Origin of the sequence: Streptomyces sp. SA15 (genome assembly GCF_002291145.1) — a bacterium.
GTDB lineage: Bacteria > Actinomycetota > Actinomycetes > Streptomycetales > Streptomycetaceae > Streptomyces.
In genome coordinates this window covers 89,638-106,842 of record NZ_NTGE01000095.1, presented here as the reverse complement: position 1 = coordinate 106,842, position 17,205 = coordinate 89,638, and the positions used below count along the sequence as shown (strand labels likewise).

Annotated in this window: 14 protein-coding genes and 1 tRNA gene; 11 read left to right on the top strand and 4 right to left on the bottom strand. The window is 70.2% G+C overall.

What is annotated here, in order from left to right:
• Positions 1-113 precede the first annotated feature (113 nt).
• A tRNA-Thr gene (locus tag CLM62_RS19080) sits at positions 114-190 on the top strand.
• 233 nt (positions 191-423) lie between these two features.
• On the opposite strand, the gene CLM62_RS19075 is transcribed toward CLM62_RS19080, so the two are convergent.
• Both CLM62_RS19075 and nac read right to left on the bottom strand, forming a co-directional pair.
• Positions 424-1,431, bottom strand: a complete 1,008-nt coding sequence (locus CLM62_RS19075) for a D-glycerate dehydrogenase (protein ID WP_095751100.1) — start codon at positions 1,429-1,431, stop codon at positions 424-426.
• A 116-nt stretch (positions 1,432-1,547) separates the two neighbouring features.
• Positions 1,548-2,477, bottom strand: coding sequence for a nitrogen assimilation transcriptional regulator NAC (nac, locus tag CLM62_RS19070; RefSeq protein WP_095751099.1), 930 nt, complete (start codon positions 2,475-2,477; stop codon positions 1,548-1,550).
• A gap of 322 nt (positions 2,478-2,799) precedes the next feature.
• Between nac and CLM62_RS19065 the strand changes: the two genes are divergently transcribed.
• From CLM62_RS19065 to CLM62_RS19025, 9 genes are all read left to right on the top strand, one after another.
• On the top strand, positions 2,800-3,582 hold the full coding sequence (locus tag CLM62_RS19065) for a LamB/YcsF family protein (RefSeq protein WP_095751098.1): 783 nt from the start codon (positions 2,800-2,802) through the stop codon (positions 3,580-3,582).
• 1 nt (position 3,583) lies between these two features.
• Positions 3,584-4,315: an allophanate hydrolase subunit 1 gene (locus tag CLM62_RS19060; protein ID WP_095751097.1), complete on the top strand. Its 732-nt coding sequence runs from the start codon at positions 3,584-3,586 to the stop codon at positions 4,313-4,315.
• Positions 4,308-5,294, top strand: coding sequence for a biotin-dependent carboxyltransferase family protein (locus CLM62_RS19055; RefSeq protein WP_095751096.1), 987 nt, complete (start codon positions 4,308-4,310; stop codon positions 5,292-5,294). The genes CLM62_RS19060 and CLM62_RS19055 overlap by 8 nt, the downstream gene beginning before the upstream one ends.
• 92 nt (positions 5,295-5,386) lie before the next feature.
• Positions 5,387-6,703 carry an MFS transporter gene (locus CLM62_RS19050; protein ID WP_095751095.1) on the top strand — a complete coding sequence of 439 codons (1,317 nt, stop codon included), beginning with the start codon at positions 5,387-5,389 and terminating at the stop codon, positions 6,701-6,703.
• A 46-nt stretch (positions 6,704-6,749) separates the two neighbouring features.
• Positions 6,750-7,493, top strand: a complete 744-nt coding sequence (locus CLM62_RS19045; protein ID WP_095751094.1) for an SDR family oxidoreductase — start codon at positions 6,750-6,752, stop codon at positions 7,491-7,493.
• 4 nt (positions 7,494-7,497) lie between these two features.
• On the top strand, positions 7,498-8,712 hold the full coding sequence (locus CLM62_RS19040; RefSeq protein WP_095751093.1) for an aspartate transaminase: 1,215 nt from the start codon (positions 7,498-7,500) through the stop codon (positions 8,710-8,712).
• Positions 8,713-8,721: 9 nt separating this feature from the next.
• Positions 8,722-9,396, top strand: coding sequence for a 4-carboxy-4-hydroxy-2-oxoadipate aldolase/oxaloacetate decarboxylase (locus CLM62_RS19035; RefSeq protein ID WP_095751092.1), 675 nt, complete (start codon positions 8,722-8,724; stop codon positions 9,394-9,396).
• A gap of 446 nt (positions 9,397-9,842) precedes the next feature.
• A complete protein-coding gene (locus tag CLM62_RS19030; RefSeq protein ID WP_257003914.1) occupies positions 9,843-10,241 on the top strand; it encodes a UPF0158 family protein in 399 nt (132 codons plus the stop codon).
• A 137-nt stretch (positions 10,242-10,378) separates the two neighbouring features.
• Positions 10,379-12,955 (top strand): DUF6397 family protein, encoded by a 2,577-nt coding sequence (locus tag CLM62_RS19025; protein WP_143659115.1) that lies wholly within the window; start codon positions 10,379-10,381, stop codon positions 12,953-12,955.
• A 462-nt stretch (positions 12,956-13,417) separates the two neighbouring features.
• Here CLM62_RS19025 and CLM62_RS19020 read toward each other — a convergent pair whose 3' ends face one another.
• The gene (locus CLM62_RS19020) at positions 13,418-15,118 is read right to left on the bottom strand and encodes a bifunctional 3'-5' exonuclease/DNA polymerase (protein WP_095751090.1); all 1,701 of its coding nucleotides are present in this window, start codon (positions 15,116-15,118) and stop codon (positions 13,418-13,420) included.
• Between the two features lie 55 nt (positions 15,119-15,173).
• Positions 15,174-15,908 (bottom strand): Clp protease N-terminal domain-containing protein, encoded by a 735-nt coding sequence (locus CLM62_RS19015; protein WP_095751089.1) that lies wholly within the window; start codon positions 15,906-15,908, stop codon positions 15,174-15,176.
• 98 nt (positions 15,909-16,006) lie between these two features.
• On the opposite strand from CLM62_RS19015, the gene CLM62_RS19010 reads away from it, so the two are divergent.
• Positions 16,007-17,200 carry a DUF2786 domain-containing protein gene (locus CLM62_RS19010; RefSeq protein WP_095751088.1) on the top strand — a complete coding sequence of 398 codons (1,194 nt, stop codon included), beginning with the start codon at positions 16,007-16,009 and terminating at the stop codon, positions 17,198-17,200.
• Positions 17,201-17,205 lie beyond the last annotated feature (5 nt).

Genomic DNA, 17,205 nt, shown 5'->3' with positions numbered 1-17,205 from the left:
GTGACGGCACCGCGACGGCCCCGGGCGCCCAGTGCCCGGGGCCGGTGCGGAGCACCCCCGGAAACTGTGTAGACTTACCGACGTTGCTGATCGCACCATGGTGCGGACGGCGCGCCGCCTTAGCTCAGATGGCCAGAGCAACGCACTCGTAATGCGTAGGTCTCGGGTTCGAATCCCGAAGGCGGCTCCAAGGGAAACCGCAGTTCAGGCCACTGAGCTGCGGTTTTTTCGTTCTCTTGACCTTGGAATAGGCGTGCCGAGGGCTTCTTGAGGCTGTGCATGTAATGCGTGGGCCCACCGCTCCAAGGTGGGGCGCAATTCACGATGTCGGTCCTGGGGCCAAGTCATTTGTCAGGAACGGGTCAGGTCCACTGGAGCCGGTGACCAGGGCCGTCTCTCCGGTGATGTCGAACAGCGGGTGGCTCATGCACGTACCCCGGCGGCGCCGGCCGGCGTGCCCGGCACGGCCGGGCTGCCGGGGAGGGGGGTTCGGGCGGGGCGTTCGGCGAGGATGTCGAGGATGTTGTCGACCGCGAGGTCGACCATGGCGGCCCGAGTGGCCTCGGTGGCCGACCCGATGTGGGGCAGCGTGATCACATGCGGCTCGGCCACCAGCGGCGACAGTTCCGTTCCCATCGGTTCGCGTTCGAAGACGTCGAGACCGGCGGAGTGCAAGCGTCCCTCCTGGACGGCATGGAGCAGGGCCTCCTCGTCGACGACCCCGCCACGGGAGGTGCTGACGAGTGTGGCCGTGGGTTTCATCGCGGCCAGTTCGCGGGCCGAGATCAGGTGGCGCGTCTCCTCGGTGAGCGGCACGTGCAGCGACACGATGTCGGACTCGGCCAGCAGCGTGGCCAGACCCACCGAGACCGACAGGTCGTCGTCGGGTGCGTAGGGGTCGTGGTGGAGCACGCGCATGCCGAACCCGTGGGCCCGGCGGGCCACCGCGCGGCCGATCTGACCGTAGCCGATCAGGCCCAGGGTGGCTCCGTGGATGTCCAGGCCGAGGTAGTCGTGCATCCGGAACAGCTCCCAGGAGCCTGCCGCCAGGCTCGCTTCGGCGGCGCCGATCCGACGGCGGGCGGCGAGGATCAGGGCGAACGTGAGGTCGGCGGTGGTCTCCGCGAGCACACGAGGGGTGTGGGTGACGACGATGCCGCGCTCGGCGGCGGCGGCCCGGTCGACGTTGTCGAATCCCATGCTCGCCAGCGATATGACGCGCAGCGAGGGTCCCGCCGCGTCCATCAGCGCACCGTCCACCGGATCGTTGCCCAGCGCCAGAACGCCACTCACCCCGGAGGCGAGCGCGGCGAGGTCGAGGGGTCCGGGCTTCCCCGTCCCCGGCCAGGCCACCACGTCCGCCGCCCCGGAAAGGCGGTCCAGGCCGCGGCCGGGCAGATTTTCACGGGTGGTGAGGACACGCTTTTTCATCTATGTCTCCAGTGACGAGCCGTGAATTGTCGACCGGCGGCCGGTTCGAAAGAAACTGGTCCTGGAAAACGCTAGCCGGGGAGGTCACCGGAAACAAATAACGGATTCGTGTGACGCTATCGGCGATCCTTATCCCCGGCAGTGGAATCGTCAAAGGTGGTGATCATTTCGAGGAAGAGATCATGCACGGCCAGGGCGGGTTCCGAGAGGGGCTGATTGTCCGACGTGACCAGTGACAGCTTGACCTGGATGACGGGATCCACGATGCGGCGCACGGACAGGGAGCGGACGTCGAGGATGGCGCGCGCCGCCGACCAGGGCAGGACCGTGGCGCCGAGCCCCGCGTCCACCGCGTTGACGAGCGTCAGCGCGGACTCGACCTCGCCCACCACGTTCAGCCGGAGCGACGCCTGCTGGAAGGCGGCGTCCACGACCTGCCGGATCGTATGGATGCGGCTGGGTAGCAGCAGGGGCACACTCGTGAGTTCCTCCAGGTTCACCTCGCCCTGTCCGGGCGGGGCTGTTTCGCCGGGCGCGCCGATCAGGAACAGGTCCTCCGTGCGTACGGGCTCGAACTGCACACCCCGCAGCGGGCCGGCCCCGTAGATGAACGCCATGTCCATCCGGCCCGTCATGATCGCTTCGCTGATGACGCCGCCGAAGTTCTCGTTGACGTGCAACAGGATGTCCGGGTAGAGCTCGCGCACACTCTTGAGCAGCGGCAGGGCGAGTGCCGCGCCCAGGCTGTACGGCGCGAGGCCGACCGACACGCTCCCGGCGGGAGCCCGGCCGGAGACCTCGACGGCGGCGTGTGCGAGGTCCACCTGCCGGAGGATCAGCTGAGCGTGGCGGTACAGCGCCCGGCCCGCCTCGGTCGGGGCGACCCCGCGTTTGCTGCGGATCAGCAGTTGCTGCCCGAACTGCGCCTCCAGCGTGGACAACTGCTGGCTGAGTGCGGGCTGTGCGATGTGCAGGATGTCGGCCGCGCGCGTGATGCTCCCCGCATCGACGATCTTGATGAACGAGTACAGACGCCTGGTGTCCATGCGGGGCCCTCCACGGGGAGCGGAGCCTCATCGTAGGGAGGGAGTGGCCCGAAGCACAGTCCCGAAGGGCCTCGGCTGTGAGCCAGGTCATAGCCGTTCGCGATAACGCCAGACCGAACGCATATTGGTGGTCATGCGAGCACGGGATTAGGTTGAGCGGAACATCCAGCCCGGAACCGCCCGGCGAAGTCGGAGTAAATCGGTTCCCATGAATTCTTTCTGCTCGCGACCATCGCCTTTGTGTCCGAGACTGCGGATCTTTACGGGATATCACGAAGACGTGCTGGAGTCTCTTTCCTCATCATTACTCCCGGAGGACGTCATGACCCCCATGGTTGACCTCGTCGCCGATCTCGGCGAGGGATTCGGCGCCTACACGATGGGCGACGACGAAGCTCTCCTGGAGATGCTGACGTCCGCCAATGTGGCCTGCGGGTTCCATGCCGGTGATCCGCGCATCATGGACGCCACCGTCCGGACCTGCGTGGAGAAGCAGGTGGCCGTGGGTGCTCACCCGAGCTTTCCCGACCTGGTCGGCTTCGGCCGCCGCGCGATGGATCTCACGCCGGAGGAGGTCCGTACGGACGTGCTGTATCAGATCGGCGCCCTCCAGGCGTTCGCCGTCACGCACGGTACGAGGGTGCGGCACGTCGCCCCGCACGGACGCCTGGGCAACCTGGTTGCCGTACGCGCCGACTACGCCCGTGCCGTCGTGGACGCCGTCGCCGCCCTGGACGAGTCGCTGATCGTTCTGGCGCAGAGCGGTGAGCTCGCCGACGCCGCCCAGGCCCGCGGACTGCGGGTGGGCATCGTCGGCATCGCCGACCGCGCGTACCGCGACGACGGGACCCTCGTCCCCCGCTCCGAGCCCGGAGCGGTGATCCACGACGCGGACGAGGTGGCCCGGCGGACGCTGCGCATGGTCACCGAGGGGGTCGTCCGCAGCGTCGACGGCAAGGACGTCCCGGTCGCCTGCGACACCGTACTGCTGCACGGAGACAGCCCCGGAGCGATCGCGCTGGCCGGCCGCATCCGCGAGCAGCTCCTCGCCGCCGGCGTCGGCATCGCCTCTCTCGACAAGGTGCTGAGCGGTAAGGGCGTATGACATGAACGCCAACGTCGATGCCAACCCCAACGTCACGATCACGGACTGCGGTGACTCCGCCTTGGTCGCCAAGGCCGTGGGCCCGGACGCCGAAGACGCCTGGCGGCTCGTCCACGCCCTGGCCGACGCCCTGGACGCCGTCCAGCTCACCGGTGTCCACGACGTGGTACCCACCTATGACGCCCTGCTCGTGGAGTTCGACTGCACCCGTACCGACCACGACACGGTCAGGCGCGCCCTGTCGCACGAGGCCGCCCGCCTCGGGCCGAACCCCGTGCGGACGGCACCGCCGCGACGCTTCGTCGTCCCCGTCGTCTACGGCGGCGAGTACGGGCCCGATCTGCCCGAAGTCGCCGGTCAACTCGACCTGACCGAGAGGGAGGTCATCGCCATCCACTCCGGGACCGACCTCACCGTACGTTGCCTCGGCGCGCCCGCGGGGGCGCCGATGACGGACGGACCGCCCTTCCCGAGGCCGGTGCCGCGGCTGGCGTCGCCCCGCACCCGCGTCGATCCCGGCTCGGTCGCTGTCGCCGGCCGGCAGGCGGTCATCTGCCCGATGCCCTCGCCCGGCGGCTGGCCGCTCCTCGGGCGCACCCCCGTGCGCGTCCTCGATCTGCACCACGACCCGATCACCGCCTATCAGCCCGGCGACAGCTTGCGATTCCTCCCCATCACACCCGGACAGTGGGACGGCTACGCAGACATGTCCCTGACGGACTGCCATGGCTGACACCCTCACCATCCGCACCGCGGGCATCGCCACCGTGCAGGACCTCGGCCGTGTCGGCCGCTCCCGCTACGGTCTGCCCGCCAACGGAGCCTCCGACCAGCACTCGGCGCGCGTCGCCAACGTCTTGTGCGGCAACGACGAGCGCGCCCCACTGCTGGAGATCACGGATCTCGACTTCGCGTGCGTTCCCTCCGGCGACATCCTTATTGCCGTGACCGGCGCCCCCGCCGACGTGACCGTCGGAGGAACGGTCCACCCGCAGTGGGAACCGGTCCCCGTGCGCGCCGGCGAGACCGTCCGGGTCACCGGCATCAGGCGCGGACTGCGCGTCTACCTGGCCGTACTCGGCTCGTTCGAGGCCGACCACCTGCAGGGAAGCTGCGCCCCCGACACCGTCCTGGGATTCGGGCCCGCCCTGCGCGAAGGTGAGGAACTCGCTCTGCGCACCGCCTGCCCGCCCATCGACCACCCCTTCTCGCGGATCCCGCTGTTCCGCCTGAACGCACCCGTCCCCCCGTTCCCCACCACCTGGACCATCGACGTCACCGACGGCCCCGACCGGGCCGAGTTCGGAGACACGGGACAGCGCCTGCTCGACGCACCCTTCACCGTCAGCCCGCGCAGCAACCACATCGGCCTGCGGCTGCAGGGCGAGGTGCCCCGCCGCATCACCCAGGGCGAGGTCCTCTCCCGCGGCGTCCCCGTCGGCGCCGTCGAGGTGCCGGCCGGGGACGAACTCCTCGTGCTGCACCGAGGCCGCGGCGTCACGGCCGGCTACCCCGTCCTGGCCGTCGTCACCGCCACCGGTCTGTCCGCCCTGGGGCAGGTGCGCCCCGGGCAGACCATCCGCTTCCGCCACCGCACCCTCGACCAGGCGGTCGCCGCCCACCGCGCACAGCGAGGCGCCGTCGACGCGCTGAGGACCCGCGTCCGCACGGCCTTCGACGCCCTGCGCATTCGCACTCCCGCCGCCGACTGACCCCCGCACCCGCTCAGCAGCGCCCCTTCGCCCCGCCCGCACGGAGTTTGAACGTCCCCTCATCCCACGCCTGCTGCCAGACAGGAGACGCCATGACGACCATGGCCGCTCAGCCCGTCCCCAACACCGTCGATCCCAAAACAGCCCGCAAGGTCACCCTCGCGGGGTGCGTCGGGATCTTCGCCGAGCTGTACGACAACGGCATCTTCGGCTTCATGGCCGGATCGCTCGCCGCCGTCTTCTTCCCGAACACGGACAACGCGACCGCCGTCCAGTTCGTCTTCCTCGGCTACGCCGTCTCCTTCTTCTTCCGCCCCCTCGGCGCCGTCATCTGCGGCCACCTCGGCGACCGCATCGGACGCCAGCGGATGCTGGTCTTCGTCATCCTGCTCATCAGCGTCGCCACCGCGGCCATCGGCGTGCTGCCCACCTACGCGAGCATCGGCATCGCGGCGCCCGCCCTGCTGATCCTGCTGCGCGTCGCGCAGGGCTTCTCCGTCGGCGGTGAGGCGTCCGGCGCCATGAGCTTCCTCGCCGAGCACGCCCCGGAGGGCAAGCGGGGCCTCTACACCAGCTACGCGCAGATAGCGTCGTTCCTCGCCCTGCTCACCGGCACGCTGGTCGCCGCCGCCATGACCAGCGGACTCGGCAGCGCACGCATGGAGTCATGGGGCTGGCGCATCCCGTTCCTGCTCGCCGTCCCGCTCGGCGTCGCCGGCATCTACATCCGCAAGCGCATCAGCGACACGCCGAACTTCACGCGCCTGAAGGAAGAGGACGGCCTGTCCAAAAACCCCCTCAAGGAGGCGTTCGCGTCCGCCGAGCACCGCCGCGCCATGCTGCTGGCCCTGTTCATCCCCCTGATGAACGGCTCCGGCTACTACGTCCTGTTCAGCTACATGCCCACGTTCATGAGCAGCGAGCTTCACTTCAGCAAGGTGCAGGGCCTCCTCGTCACCGCCTCCAGCCTGGTCGCGATCTGTATCGCCATCCCCTACATGGGCCGTCTCTCCGACCGGATCGGCCGCAAGAAGGTCCTCGCCGCGGCCGCCGTCGCCATGGCCGTCGTCGGCATCCCCTGTTACCTGCTGATCGGCACCGGCAACGTCGCCCTCGCGGTCATCGGCGCCTGCATCATGGCGGTCGTGTTCGCCGGCCACACAGGTGTCATCCACATCCTGCTCGTCGAACTCTTCCCGACCCGGGTGCGCTACTCCGCCTACGGCCTGGGCTACAACCTCTCCTCGGCCCTCTTCGGCGGTACGGCACCCCTGCTGATGACCTACCTCATCGCCCGCACGGGCAACGTCAACATGCCGGCCTTCTACGCCGTCATCACCGCCCTCGGCACGCTCATCGCGGTGTCCCGTGTGAAGGACCGGGCCCACCTGCCGCTGCGCGACGCCTGACAGCCACACGCACCCGCACACCCCCCACACCAAGGAGCACATCAGCATGCCCATCTCCGACTACAGGACGGCCCTCGTCACCGGAGCGTCGACCGGCATCGGAGCCGTGGTCGTCGAGCGACTCGCCAAGCGCGGCCTGGAGGTCCACGCGGTGGCGCGCAACGCCGAACGGCTCGACGCCCTCGCCCGCGCCACCGGCTGCGTCCCGCACGCCGTCGACATCACCGACACCGGGGCGCTCACCGCCGCCCTGGGCGGCCTGGAGGTCGACGTCCTCGTCAACAACGCGGGAGTCTCACGGACCGGCAACATCCTGACCGCCGACGAGTTCGCCGTCGACGAGCAGGTCGCCGTCAACATCCAGGCCGTGCTGCACCTGGTCCGGCTGCTCATGCCCGGCATGGTGGAGCGCGACCTCGGCCACATCGTCAACATCAGTTCCATCGCCGGCGTCTACAACTTCGGCGGCAACACCATCTACCACGCCACCAAGGCAGCCGTGCACACCCTCTCCCGCCAACTGCGGGTCGACGGCTACGGCCGCCGGGTCCGCGTCACCGAGATCTGCCCCGGACGCGTGGAGACGGAGATCTTCGGTCGCTTGCTCGGCGACATGGAGGAGGCCCAGCGGCAGTTCTACGACGGCTACGAGTCCCTCAAGCCCGAGGACATCGCCGACTCCATCGAGTTCGCCGTCGACGCGCCCCGGCACGTCAACATCGGCCACATCGAGATCCTGCCCACCTTTCAGGTCCCCGGCGGCCTCAACTTCGAGCGCAGGGAGGGCTGATCACATGCACACGGCCGAGCGAGTACGGCGCATCAAGCCCTCACCGAGTACGGCGGCGGCGCAGCGCGTGCGCGAACTCAAGAGTCGGGGACTTACCATCCTCGATCTCACCGTGGGCGAGCCCGACTTCGACACCCCGGACCACGTCAAAGCCGCCGCGATCAGGGCGATCGAGGCGGGGGAGACCAAGTACACCCCGGTGAACGGCACTTCGGCTCTGCGCGCCGCGATCACGGGGAAGCTGCGAGAGCGCCACGGCCTGGACTTCTCCGACGCGCAGATCACGGTCGGCGGTGGAGCCAAGCAGGTCATCTTCCTCGCCCTGATGGCCACCCTGGACGAAGGGGACGAGGTCATCGTCCCCGCCCCGTACTGGGTGTCCTATCCGGACATGGTCCGCGCGAACGACGGCACTCCGGTGATCGTCGACTGTCCCGAGGCGGACGGCTTCAAGCTGACTCCGCAGCGGCTCGGGGCGGCGATCACCGCGCGAACACGCTGGGTCGTCCTCAACACCCCCGGCAACCCGACCGGATCCGCCTACACCGCCGGTGAACTGCACGAACTGGCCCAGGTGTTGCTGGACCATCCACACGTGCGTGTCCTCACCGACGAGATCTACGACGAGATCTGGTACCGCGAGGAGGCCGCCGCGTCCCTGGCAGCCGTCGAACCACGCCTGGCCGACCGGATGTTCCTCACCAACGGCGTCTCCAAGACGTACGCGATGACCGGTTGGCGCATCGGCTACGGCGTGGGGCCTGCGGACCTGGTGACCGCGATCAACACGCTGCAGTCCCAGACCTCCTCCTGCCCCTCGTCCGTGAGCCAGGCCGCCGCTGCCGCCGCGCTCACGGGACCGCAGGACTTCGTCCGGGACACCGTGCACGTCTACCGCGAACGCCGCGATGCCACGGCGAAACTCGTCAACGACGTTCCCCGGCTCAGCTGCACCGTTCCCGACGGGGGCTTCTACCTCCTGGTGAACTGCCACGACGCCATCGGGCAGTTCACACCGTCGGGAAGCCGGATACAGAACGACGAGGACTTCGCCCGCTACCTGCTCGACAGCCGGCAGGTAGCGGTGATCCACGGAGCCGCGTACGGCGCACCCGGCTACTTCCGCATCTCTTTCGCCACGTCGACGGACGTCCTCACCGAGGCATGCGCGCGCCTCGCGACGGCCTGCGCCGGCCTGTCCTCCGCTCCCTCCGCCTGAAAGGTCGTCATGATCCGCGTCAGTACGAAGTTCGAGCGGCCGGACGCCGCTCTGGTGAAGCAGCTGGGTGCCTTCTCCTCGGCCACCATTCACGAAGCGCAGGGCCGGCTCGGGGCGCTGGATTCGGCCATCAAGCCGGTCGACCACCGCATGTCCCTGTGCGGCCCCGCCTTCACGGTCCAGTGCGCACCGCGCGACAACCTGATGCTGCAGACCGCTATCGCCTACGCCCGCCCGGGGGATGTCGTCGTCGTGTCCGCCGGCGCCTACGAGGAGGCGGGCTCCTTCGGGGACGTTCTCGCCAACGCCTGCCAGGCCAAGGGACTCGGCGGCCTGATCACCGACACGGGCGTCCGGGACACCGAGGACCTGCGCGCCCTGGGATTCCCCGTCTTCTCCCGCAGTGTGTCCATCAAGGGCACGGTCAAGGAGACAGTCGGGCCGATGTGCGAGCCGGTCACCATCGGCGGCGTACTCGTCCGCCCAGGTGACGTGATGCGGGCCGACGCCGACGGCGCGGTCGTCGTCCGCCGCGAGGACGCCGCCGCGGTGACCACCGCCTCACAGGAGCGGGTCGACGCCGAGGCCGGCTACATCTCCGCGTACCGGGCGGGAAGGACGGTCATCGAGATGTGCGGTCTCGAGCCGCTTCTCGCGTCGAAGGGGCTCGTGATCGAGGACTAGCGGCATTGCCCCTTGGCGTTGCCGGAGGGCGCCGTGGCGGGTGGCGCTTCATGCTGTTCGTGGTCGCCTTTGACGCTCAGGAGATAAGGAGCGACACACCGGCCAGGATTTCAGGGGAGATGAGCATGCGAGGCTGTCGGGCCGCCGCGTAGACCCCGAACCGTTCGTTCGGACCGTGCTGGTTCTGTGAAGCGAGTACGGAGCCAGCTGCTCCGCCGCCCGAACCAGGACTCGGGGTGCAGGAGGGTCTCGCCGGGAACACCCGGACAGCAGATCACTCCTTGCTGAGATCCCTCAGATGGGTGGATCGGCCGGTCGGAGAGATTCTCTTCGTTTGTGTTGGCTTCCGGGGCGATGAGGAGCTGGCGGACCGGCTGCGCGCGGTCACGGGAGACGCGGTGTTCCCCCTCCTGCGCCCAATTCCGGTCGATATGGAGATGCTCGTCATGCTGCTGGAAGGTGACCCGGCTGAGTCCGCCGGCCGGCTCGATCTGTCCACCGGGGAGTGCCGACCGGCGTTCACTGAGGAGCTGGAGCCCGGGCCCCCGGGCGAGGAGACGGACGATCCCGAGCGATGGCTGTACGTTCCGGCTCTGGGCTCCCGGGCCGGTTACCGGGACATGGAGCTGTTCATCGACGGGCTCGGCGACGCCGCCCTTGCCGACCGGCTGCGGATCGCCCTTGGCGGGCGGGGCACCTTCCGGCGCTTCAAGGACGCCCTCGCCCGTGACGAGCGCTCCTGGCGTCGGTACCACAGGTTCTGCGATGAACGACAGCGTGGGCGGGCCCGCGCCTGGCTGGCCGAGGAGGGCTATTGTCCGCGGGGCCCCGTACCGCGACTCTGACAGGCTGCGCTGCGCTGGACGGCTCCTGGATCGCGGGTTGGTCACAAGGCTCATCTCACCTCCAGTGACAGTTCGGTAACTGATTGTCAGACCCAGGTGTCACAGTGTGAAGCACGGTGAACACGGGGGAGGACATCATGGCCGGTACGACAGCAAAGCACCTCACGTTCGAAGCGGCACGCCGGGAACTCGGCCTGCGGCGAGACGAGTTAACTCTGGGGATCGAACACGGCGTGATCCGTACGTGCTGGAGCGGGGGCGAGCTGTTCGTCAAAGCGGGCGAGGTGGCCCGATGGCGTGCGAAACCTGGCGAACTCGCCGAGCTCACCCGCCTGGTGCATGCGACGGAGGCTGCCGGGCTCGCGGGAATCAGCAGGCACCGTTTCGATCAGTTGGCGCGTGCCGGGGCTATCCGCCCGGTCCGTTCGTACACCAACCGCTATCACGCCGAGGTCTGGCAGTACTCGGCTGCTGACGCCCGCCAGTTGCCCGAGCGCCGTCCCGAGCTGCTCGGTGCCCGGCTGCCCGGCACCTACCTGGCCGAACTGACCTCCGGCGTCGACCGCCGGGCCGAGGGCTACCGCTCGCGGCTCCGTGCCCAGGCGTTGCTGACGCTGCGTGACCCCTGGACGAAAGCTGCCGCGTGGTCGTGCTGGTTGCCTTCCGCGCAGCCGCCCGCCGCCCGTGGGCAGCTCAGCCAGGCCGAGGCCGTCCATCTCGCAAGGCGTGCCGCGGAGGAGAGACTGACGGACGTGCTGGGCTCGCACGCGAATCCTGTCACCCCCGAGGAGCAGGCAGAGGCCGCCCGGGAGTTTACGGCCGCTCTGCGCAGGGCCCGGCGCAGCCGCCCGGCACCTGAGCTGGTCGCCCCGTCCGACGCGGCGGCGCGACTCGGTTGTGCTGTGGAGGAGATCCCGGACGAGTACCGCGACTGCGGCAGCCCCGCGGATCTGCTCGAGCAGAGCGTGGCTGATGACCTGGCCACGGTGCCTGCCCCAGCGCGGAAGGCAGCGGTGCGTGAACAGCGGGCCGCGCAGCGCCGGAAGGACGAGCGGCAGGCGGCCCGGGAAGCAGAACAGGCCGCGAAGCGGCTGCGAGAGCGGCGCGAGCACGCGGCAGCCGCGCGGGCCCGCGCTCATGTCCCGGAACGGACAGCCGACCCCAGGGTCACCTTCCATCTGGGCCCCACCAACTCCGGCAAGACATATGACGCCATCGCCCTGCTGGCCGCCTGCGCCGAGGCCGGGCGGACCGGCGTGTACGCGGCGCCGCTGCGCATGCTTGCCTTCGAGGTCTACGAACGGCTGCGCACCCGGCTCGGTGCGGAGCGGATTGGTCTGCTCACGGGTGAGGAACGCCTCAACCCGGACGCGCCGGTGCTGTGCTGCACGGCCGAGGCAGCGCCCACCGTCGGCGATTTCCTGGTCGTCGACGAAGCGCACTGGCTGGCCGATGAGGACCGTGGCCACGCCTGGACCCGGTTGCTGCTGGACGGAGCCCACACCGACGTGCACGTCTGCGCCGCGCCGGAAGCCGAAGACCTGCTGCGCAAGCTCCTCGCCCCGGGCACGGACATCACGGTGGTCCGTCATATCCGGCACGGCGCACTGAGCCGGATGCCGGAGTCCAAGGCTGCGACCCTCCCGCCGGCCAGCGCGGTGGTGGCTTTCTCCCGTAAGGCCGTTCTCGCTCTGCACCGCGAACTGCTCGAGGCGGGCCGGTCGGCGACGGTCCTCTACGGCGCGATGCCACCCGCAGCCCGCCGCGAGCAGATCCGGCGCCTGTCCGAGGGCGACGTCGACGTGATCGTCACCACTGATGTGATCGGTCACGGTGTCAACCTTCCGCTGCGTACGGTGGCGTTCGCGGAAACGGGCAAGTACGACGGCCGATCCCGCCGGGAGTTGTTCATCTGGGAGGCCGCCCAGATCGCCGGCCGGGCCGGGCGACGGGGCCATGATGCGGGGGAGGGGCTCGTGGGCGCCTACCGCAGTCGACTGCCCGGCCTCACTGCCGCTGCCCGGCTTCTGGATCAGGCCGTCCAGGCAGCCAATGGAGCCAGGTCCGGTGACCTGCGTGTCACGACGGCTCGGCTGCGCCCCACCTGGACCGACCTCGGACGACCGGAGCCCGGAGAGATCCCGCACGCTCTGGTCGGCTGGACCGCTGCCGCCCGTAAGGCCGCCCAGGAGCGCTCATGGCTGCGGCCGATGCCCGTGGCCGAGATCCACGCCAAGCTACAAGTGGCACGCCAGGTCGTCGGGGCACCCCTGGACGTCGACGCTCGCTGGCCGCGCGACGGTCACACCGTCTGGCGTCTGATCACCATGCCCATCGACGCGGACCGCCCGGCCTACCCGGCCGTTTGCCGGGCGGTCCTGCGCGGCACGGCCCTGCACCACTTGATCCGCCCGCGCGCTCGTATCGAACGAATGACGTTGCCCCAAGCCGAGGAGTACGCCGCGACCATGCGAGACCTGGGTACTGCCGTCCTGGCCTTCGACCGTGAATGTGGCGGCCTGAGCTCGGAGGAGGTGGCGGCCCGCGAGCAGGCAGCCGCTGAACGCATCAACCAACTGGTGGCCGCTTCCCGGCCCCTGGCCACGCATGGCCGTTGCGCCTCCTGCGGCGAACCGTGCGCCCCCTGGCACACACACTGCGATGCCTGCCACTCCACCCGCTTCTCCTGCTATGACGTCGCGCTCGACTGGTGACAGCGCGCCGCCAGGACTATGGCCTCCAGGCGATGTCGCGCCAGGGCACGTTCCCCGGGACGAAGGCCAGGAGGCGAGGCGCTTGGCGGACTGGTTCATCAGCGTGCTGCCGTGGCTGCCGCGATCTCACTGGTCGTGTAGTTCGTCGAGGCTGCCGGGGGCTCGCCTTCGTAGCCGGAGCCGGGCTCAGGGACGGGCGCTGGAACAGAGGCAGAGGAGGACGGCGAGGTCAGGTGCGTCGGCGGGTCCGGGCGACAGGGGAACAGGCCTGCGACCGTCCGGCCCGTTCGCCGTCGACGAGGAATACCCGCGTTCCGTCGAGACGCGGCCTCGCAGAGTCATACCTTGACGATGCGGACGTCGGGACCGCACAGCATGTGGAGGTCTTCGGAGTCCGAGATCGCAGGGGGCGACCAAGTGACCGAGCCCGAGTGGGGACAGGCCTGCTGACCACCCGCACGATCACTTCGCATCCGCATAACACTCCACCACCGCCGTCGTGAACGGAAACCGCACCGGCGTCTGACCGAACGTCAGCCGCCCCGCTAGGTCCGCCGCGTCCCGGATCGCCGCCACGACCGTCTCCGCCTCCTCCTCGGGGCAGTGCACGATCACCTCGTCGTGCTGGAAGAAGACCAGCTCGGCCGCCATGCCCGCACAGGTCCGCCGCAGTGCGGCGAGCAGCAGCAGGGCCCAGTCGGCGGCGCTGCCCTGGACGACGAAGTTGCGGGCGAAGCGGCCCCGCGCGCGGGCGTTGGTGGAGGCGTATCCGGGGGTCCACTCCGACCGGGCCGGCTGCCGGTCGTCGGAGTCCTCCTCGGCAGCCGGGATGCCCGCCTCCTCCGCCGTGTCCTCCGTCGCCCCGGCCGCCGGTGGGCAGGTCCGGCCGAGCCAGGTCCGTACGAGCCGCCCCTCCTCGCCCGCGCGGGCCGCCTCGTCGACGTACGCCACGGCCTTGGGGAAGCGGCGTCTGAGCGCGGCGAGGTTCTTCAGGCCGTCGCCGGAGGTCTGGCCGTAGACCGCGCCGAGCACGGCCAGCTTGGCCTGGGCGCGGTCGCCGGAGAAGGCGCGGTCGGAGACCGACTGGTACAGGTCGCTCTCGCGGCCGGCGACCTCCATCAGACCGGGGTCGCGGGAGATCGCCGCCAGCACGCGGGGCTCCATCTGGTCGGCGTCTGCGACCACCAGCCGCCAGCCGGGGTCGGCGACCACCGCACGCCGGATCACCTTGGGGATCTGGAGGCCACCGCCGCCATTGGTGACCCATCGGCCCGTGACCGTCCCGCCCGCCAGGAACTCGGGCCGGAAGCGGCCGTCGCGCACCCAGTCCTGCAGCCAGGACCAGCCGTGGGCGACCCAGATCCGGTACAGCTTCTTGTACTCGACCAGTGGCTTCACGGCCGGATGGTCGATCGACTCGATCTCCCAGCGCCGGGTCGACTTGACCTTGATCCCGGCCTGCGCGAACGCCTTGATGACATCGGCGGGCAGATCGGGGCGCACGCGCCGGCCGAAGGCGTCGGACACCTCGTCGGCGAGTTCTGCCAGGCGCCGGGGCTCGCCCCCGCCCGCGTACCGCTCGCCGAGCAGGTCGTGGAGCACCCGGCGGTGCACCTCGGCGCTCCAGGGCAGTCCGGCCCGGTTCATCTCGGCGGCCACCAGCATCCCCGCCGACTCGGCGGCGGTCAGCAGCCGCATACGGTCCGGGTGCGCGGTGGAGTCATGGCGGCGCTGCTGTTCGGCGTACACCTCGACCAGGTCGGCCAGTGGTACGTGCGCGGCCTGCGGCTCGAAGAGGGGTGACTGCGAGCCGGGTTCGGCGGACCGCTGGGGCGGATCGGGCGGTACGGGGCCGCCGCGCAGCCGGGCGAGGGCGGCGGCCGCCGAGCGTGGCTCGCCGTACCGCCCCTCGTGGCCGAGGAGGAGCGTCTCCGCGTCCTCGACGTCGTAACACCGCTCCACTCGCACCCCCGTGGCGAGCAGGCGCGGATACGTCTCGGCCGTCGACCGCCACACCCAGCGCGTGACGTCCGGCAGGCCGCGCACGGCCTCGGCGGGGTCCGCCACCCGCAGCACCGGCCCTGCGAGCACCCCGCCCGGACCGAGGGGGGCGATCTCCACGCCGCCGTCCTCGGCCGGAGCGAGAGCCCACCGGTCGGTCATGACTGCGAGTGTGGCAGGAGGGTCTGACAACGGCCCCCGACCTGCTCGGACCTGCTCAGTCCTGTTCGCCGAACTTCACTGTGATCTTGTCGAGTACGGCGGTGACGTTCTCCTCCACCGCCTCCTTGGTGATGCCGAGGCCCGACAGGACCCCCTGGCCGTTCTCGAACTCCAGCAGGGCGAGCAGGATGTGCTCGGTGCCGACGTAGTTGTGGCCGAGGCGCAGGGCCTCGCGGAAGGTGAGCTCCAGGACCTTCTTGGCGTCGGAGCCGTAGGGGACGAGCTCCGGGACCTCCTCGGCCGCGGGCGGCAGCGCGGCGGTGGCGGCCTGGCGTACGGCGTCCAGGAGGACGCCCTGCGCGGTGATCGCCTTGGCGGCCAGGCCCTCCGGTTCGGCCAGCAGGCCGAGGACCAGGTGCTCGGGGCGGCCCTCTGGGTTGCGGGCCGCGACGGCCTCGTTGTGGGCGGCCATCACCGTGTTGCGGGCGCGGGGGGTGTAGCGGCTGAAGTCCTGGTTCGCGCTCAGGTCCGCGCCCTCCTTCGGCACGAACCGCTTTTGCGCGGCCTGCCGGGTGACGCCCATGCTCTGGCCGATGTCCGTCCAGGAGGCGCCCGAGCGCCGAGCCTGGTCCACGAAGTGGCCGATCAGATGGTCGGCCACCTCGCCGAGGTGCTGACCGGCGAGCACCGCGTCCTGGAGCTGTTCGAGGGGCTCGGCATGGACCTTCTTGATGGCCGTGATGAGGTCGTCGAGACGTACGGATGACGTGATGTTCGAATTCTTCGCCATGTGTCAACCGTAGGTTGACGGCCGCCCTTCGTCAACCATTGGTTGACGCCAGCACGATGGACATCAGACCGAATTTCGGGGAGTGAGACCATCGCCGGGTGAGCAGTACGAATGACTCAGGCGGTACGACAGGTGATTCGGGCCGTACGCCCGGCACCGTCGAACGCGCCTTCCAGGCCGCCCTCTACGCCGAAACGGACACCGCCCTCGACACCGGCGCCTCGCTCCTCGCGGCCGACCCTGCGGCGGACGCCGAACTGGGCCGGCGGGGCGAGGAGTTCCTGGCGGCGGTATGGCGGCGCGGCTGGCAGCCCGCGGACGTCGTGCGGATCGTGCGGCGCGAGCTGGACGACGTACACGTACGCCTCGCCTCGGCGCTGATCCACGCCCAGGCGCCGAACGACCGCCCGCGCGGCCCCCGTTGGACCGCACAGCTCGCGCACCTCGCCCAGATGGCCCAGCCGGACGACCTCACCGGCACCCCGCCCCGCACCGACCGCTTCTCGCACGCCACCGCCGTGCTGGAGCTGTACCGCCTGCTGCTGCGGCTGCCCGTCCTTGAGCCGCTGGAGGAGCCTGGACAGGAACGCGGCTCCGGCTCCCGGACCGAGTCCCGCATGCTCACCCGCATCCGCGCCCTGCTCGCCAAGGCGGAGGCGACCGGCTTCCCGGACGAGGCCGAGGCGCTCAGCGCCAAGGCGCAGGAGCTGATGGCCCGGCACAGCATCGACGAGGCACTGCTGTCGGACCGGGCGCAGGGGCAGGGTTCCGGCGGTGCCGACGCGCCCGGCGCCTGCCGGATCGGTGTCGAGCCGCCGTACGAGCAGGCGAAGGCGGTGCTGCTGGACGCGGTCGCCACCGCCAACCACTGCCGGGCCGTGTGGAACGAACCGTTCGGCTTCTCCACCGTCGTCGGCTTCGAACCCGACCTGGAGGTGGTCGAACTCCTCTACACCTCGCTCCTCGTGCAGGCCACGACGGCGATGACGAAGGCGGAGGCGGCCCAGCGGGCGGACGGCCGCAAGCGGACCAAGACCTTCCGGCAGTCCTTCCTCGCGGCCTACGCCCACCGCGTCGGCACCCGCCTGCGCGCCGCCGCCGAGGCCACCGTGAGCGAGGACCTGCTGCCCGTCCTCGCCTCCCGCGAGGTCGCGGTCACCGACCGCCTGGACCGCATGTTCCCGGAGACGACCACGACGCGGTTGCGTGGCGTCGGTGACGCGGCGGGCTGGACGGAGGGGTCCCAGGCGGCCGACCGCGCGCAGGTCAGAGGCCGACGACCGCTGCAGTGACCGCC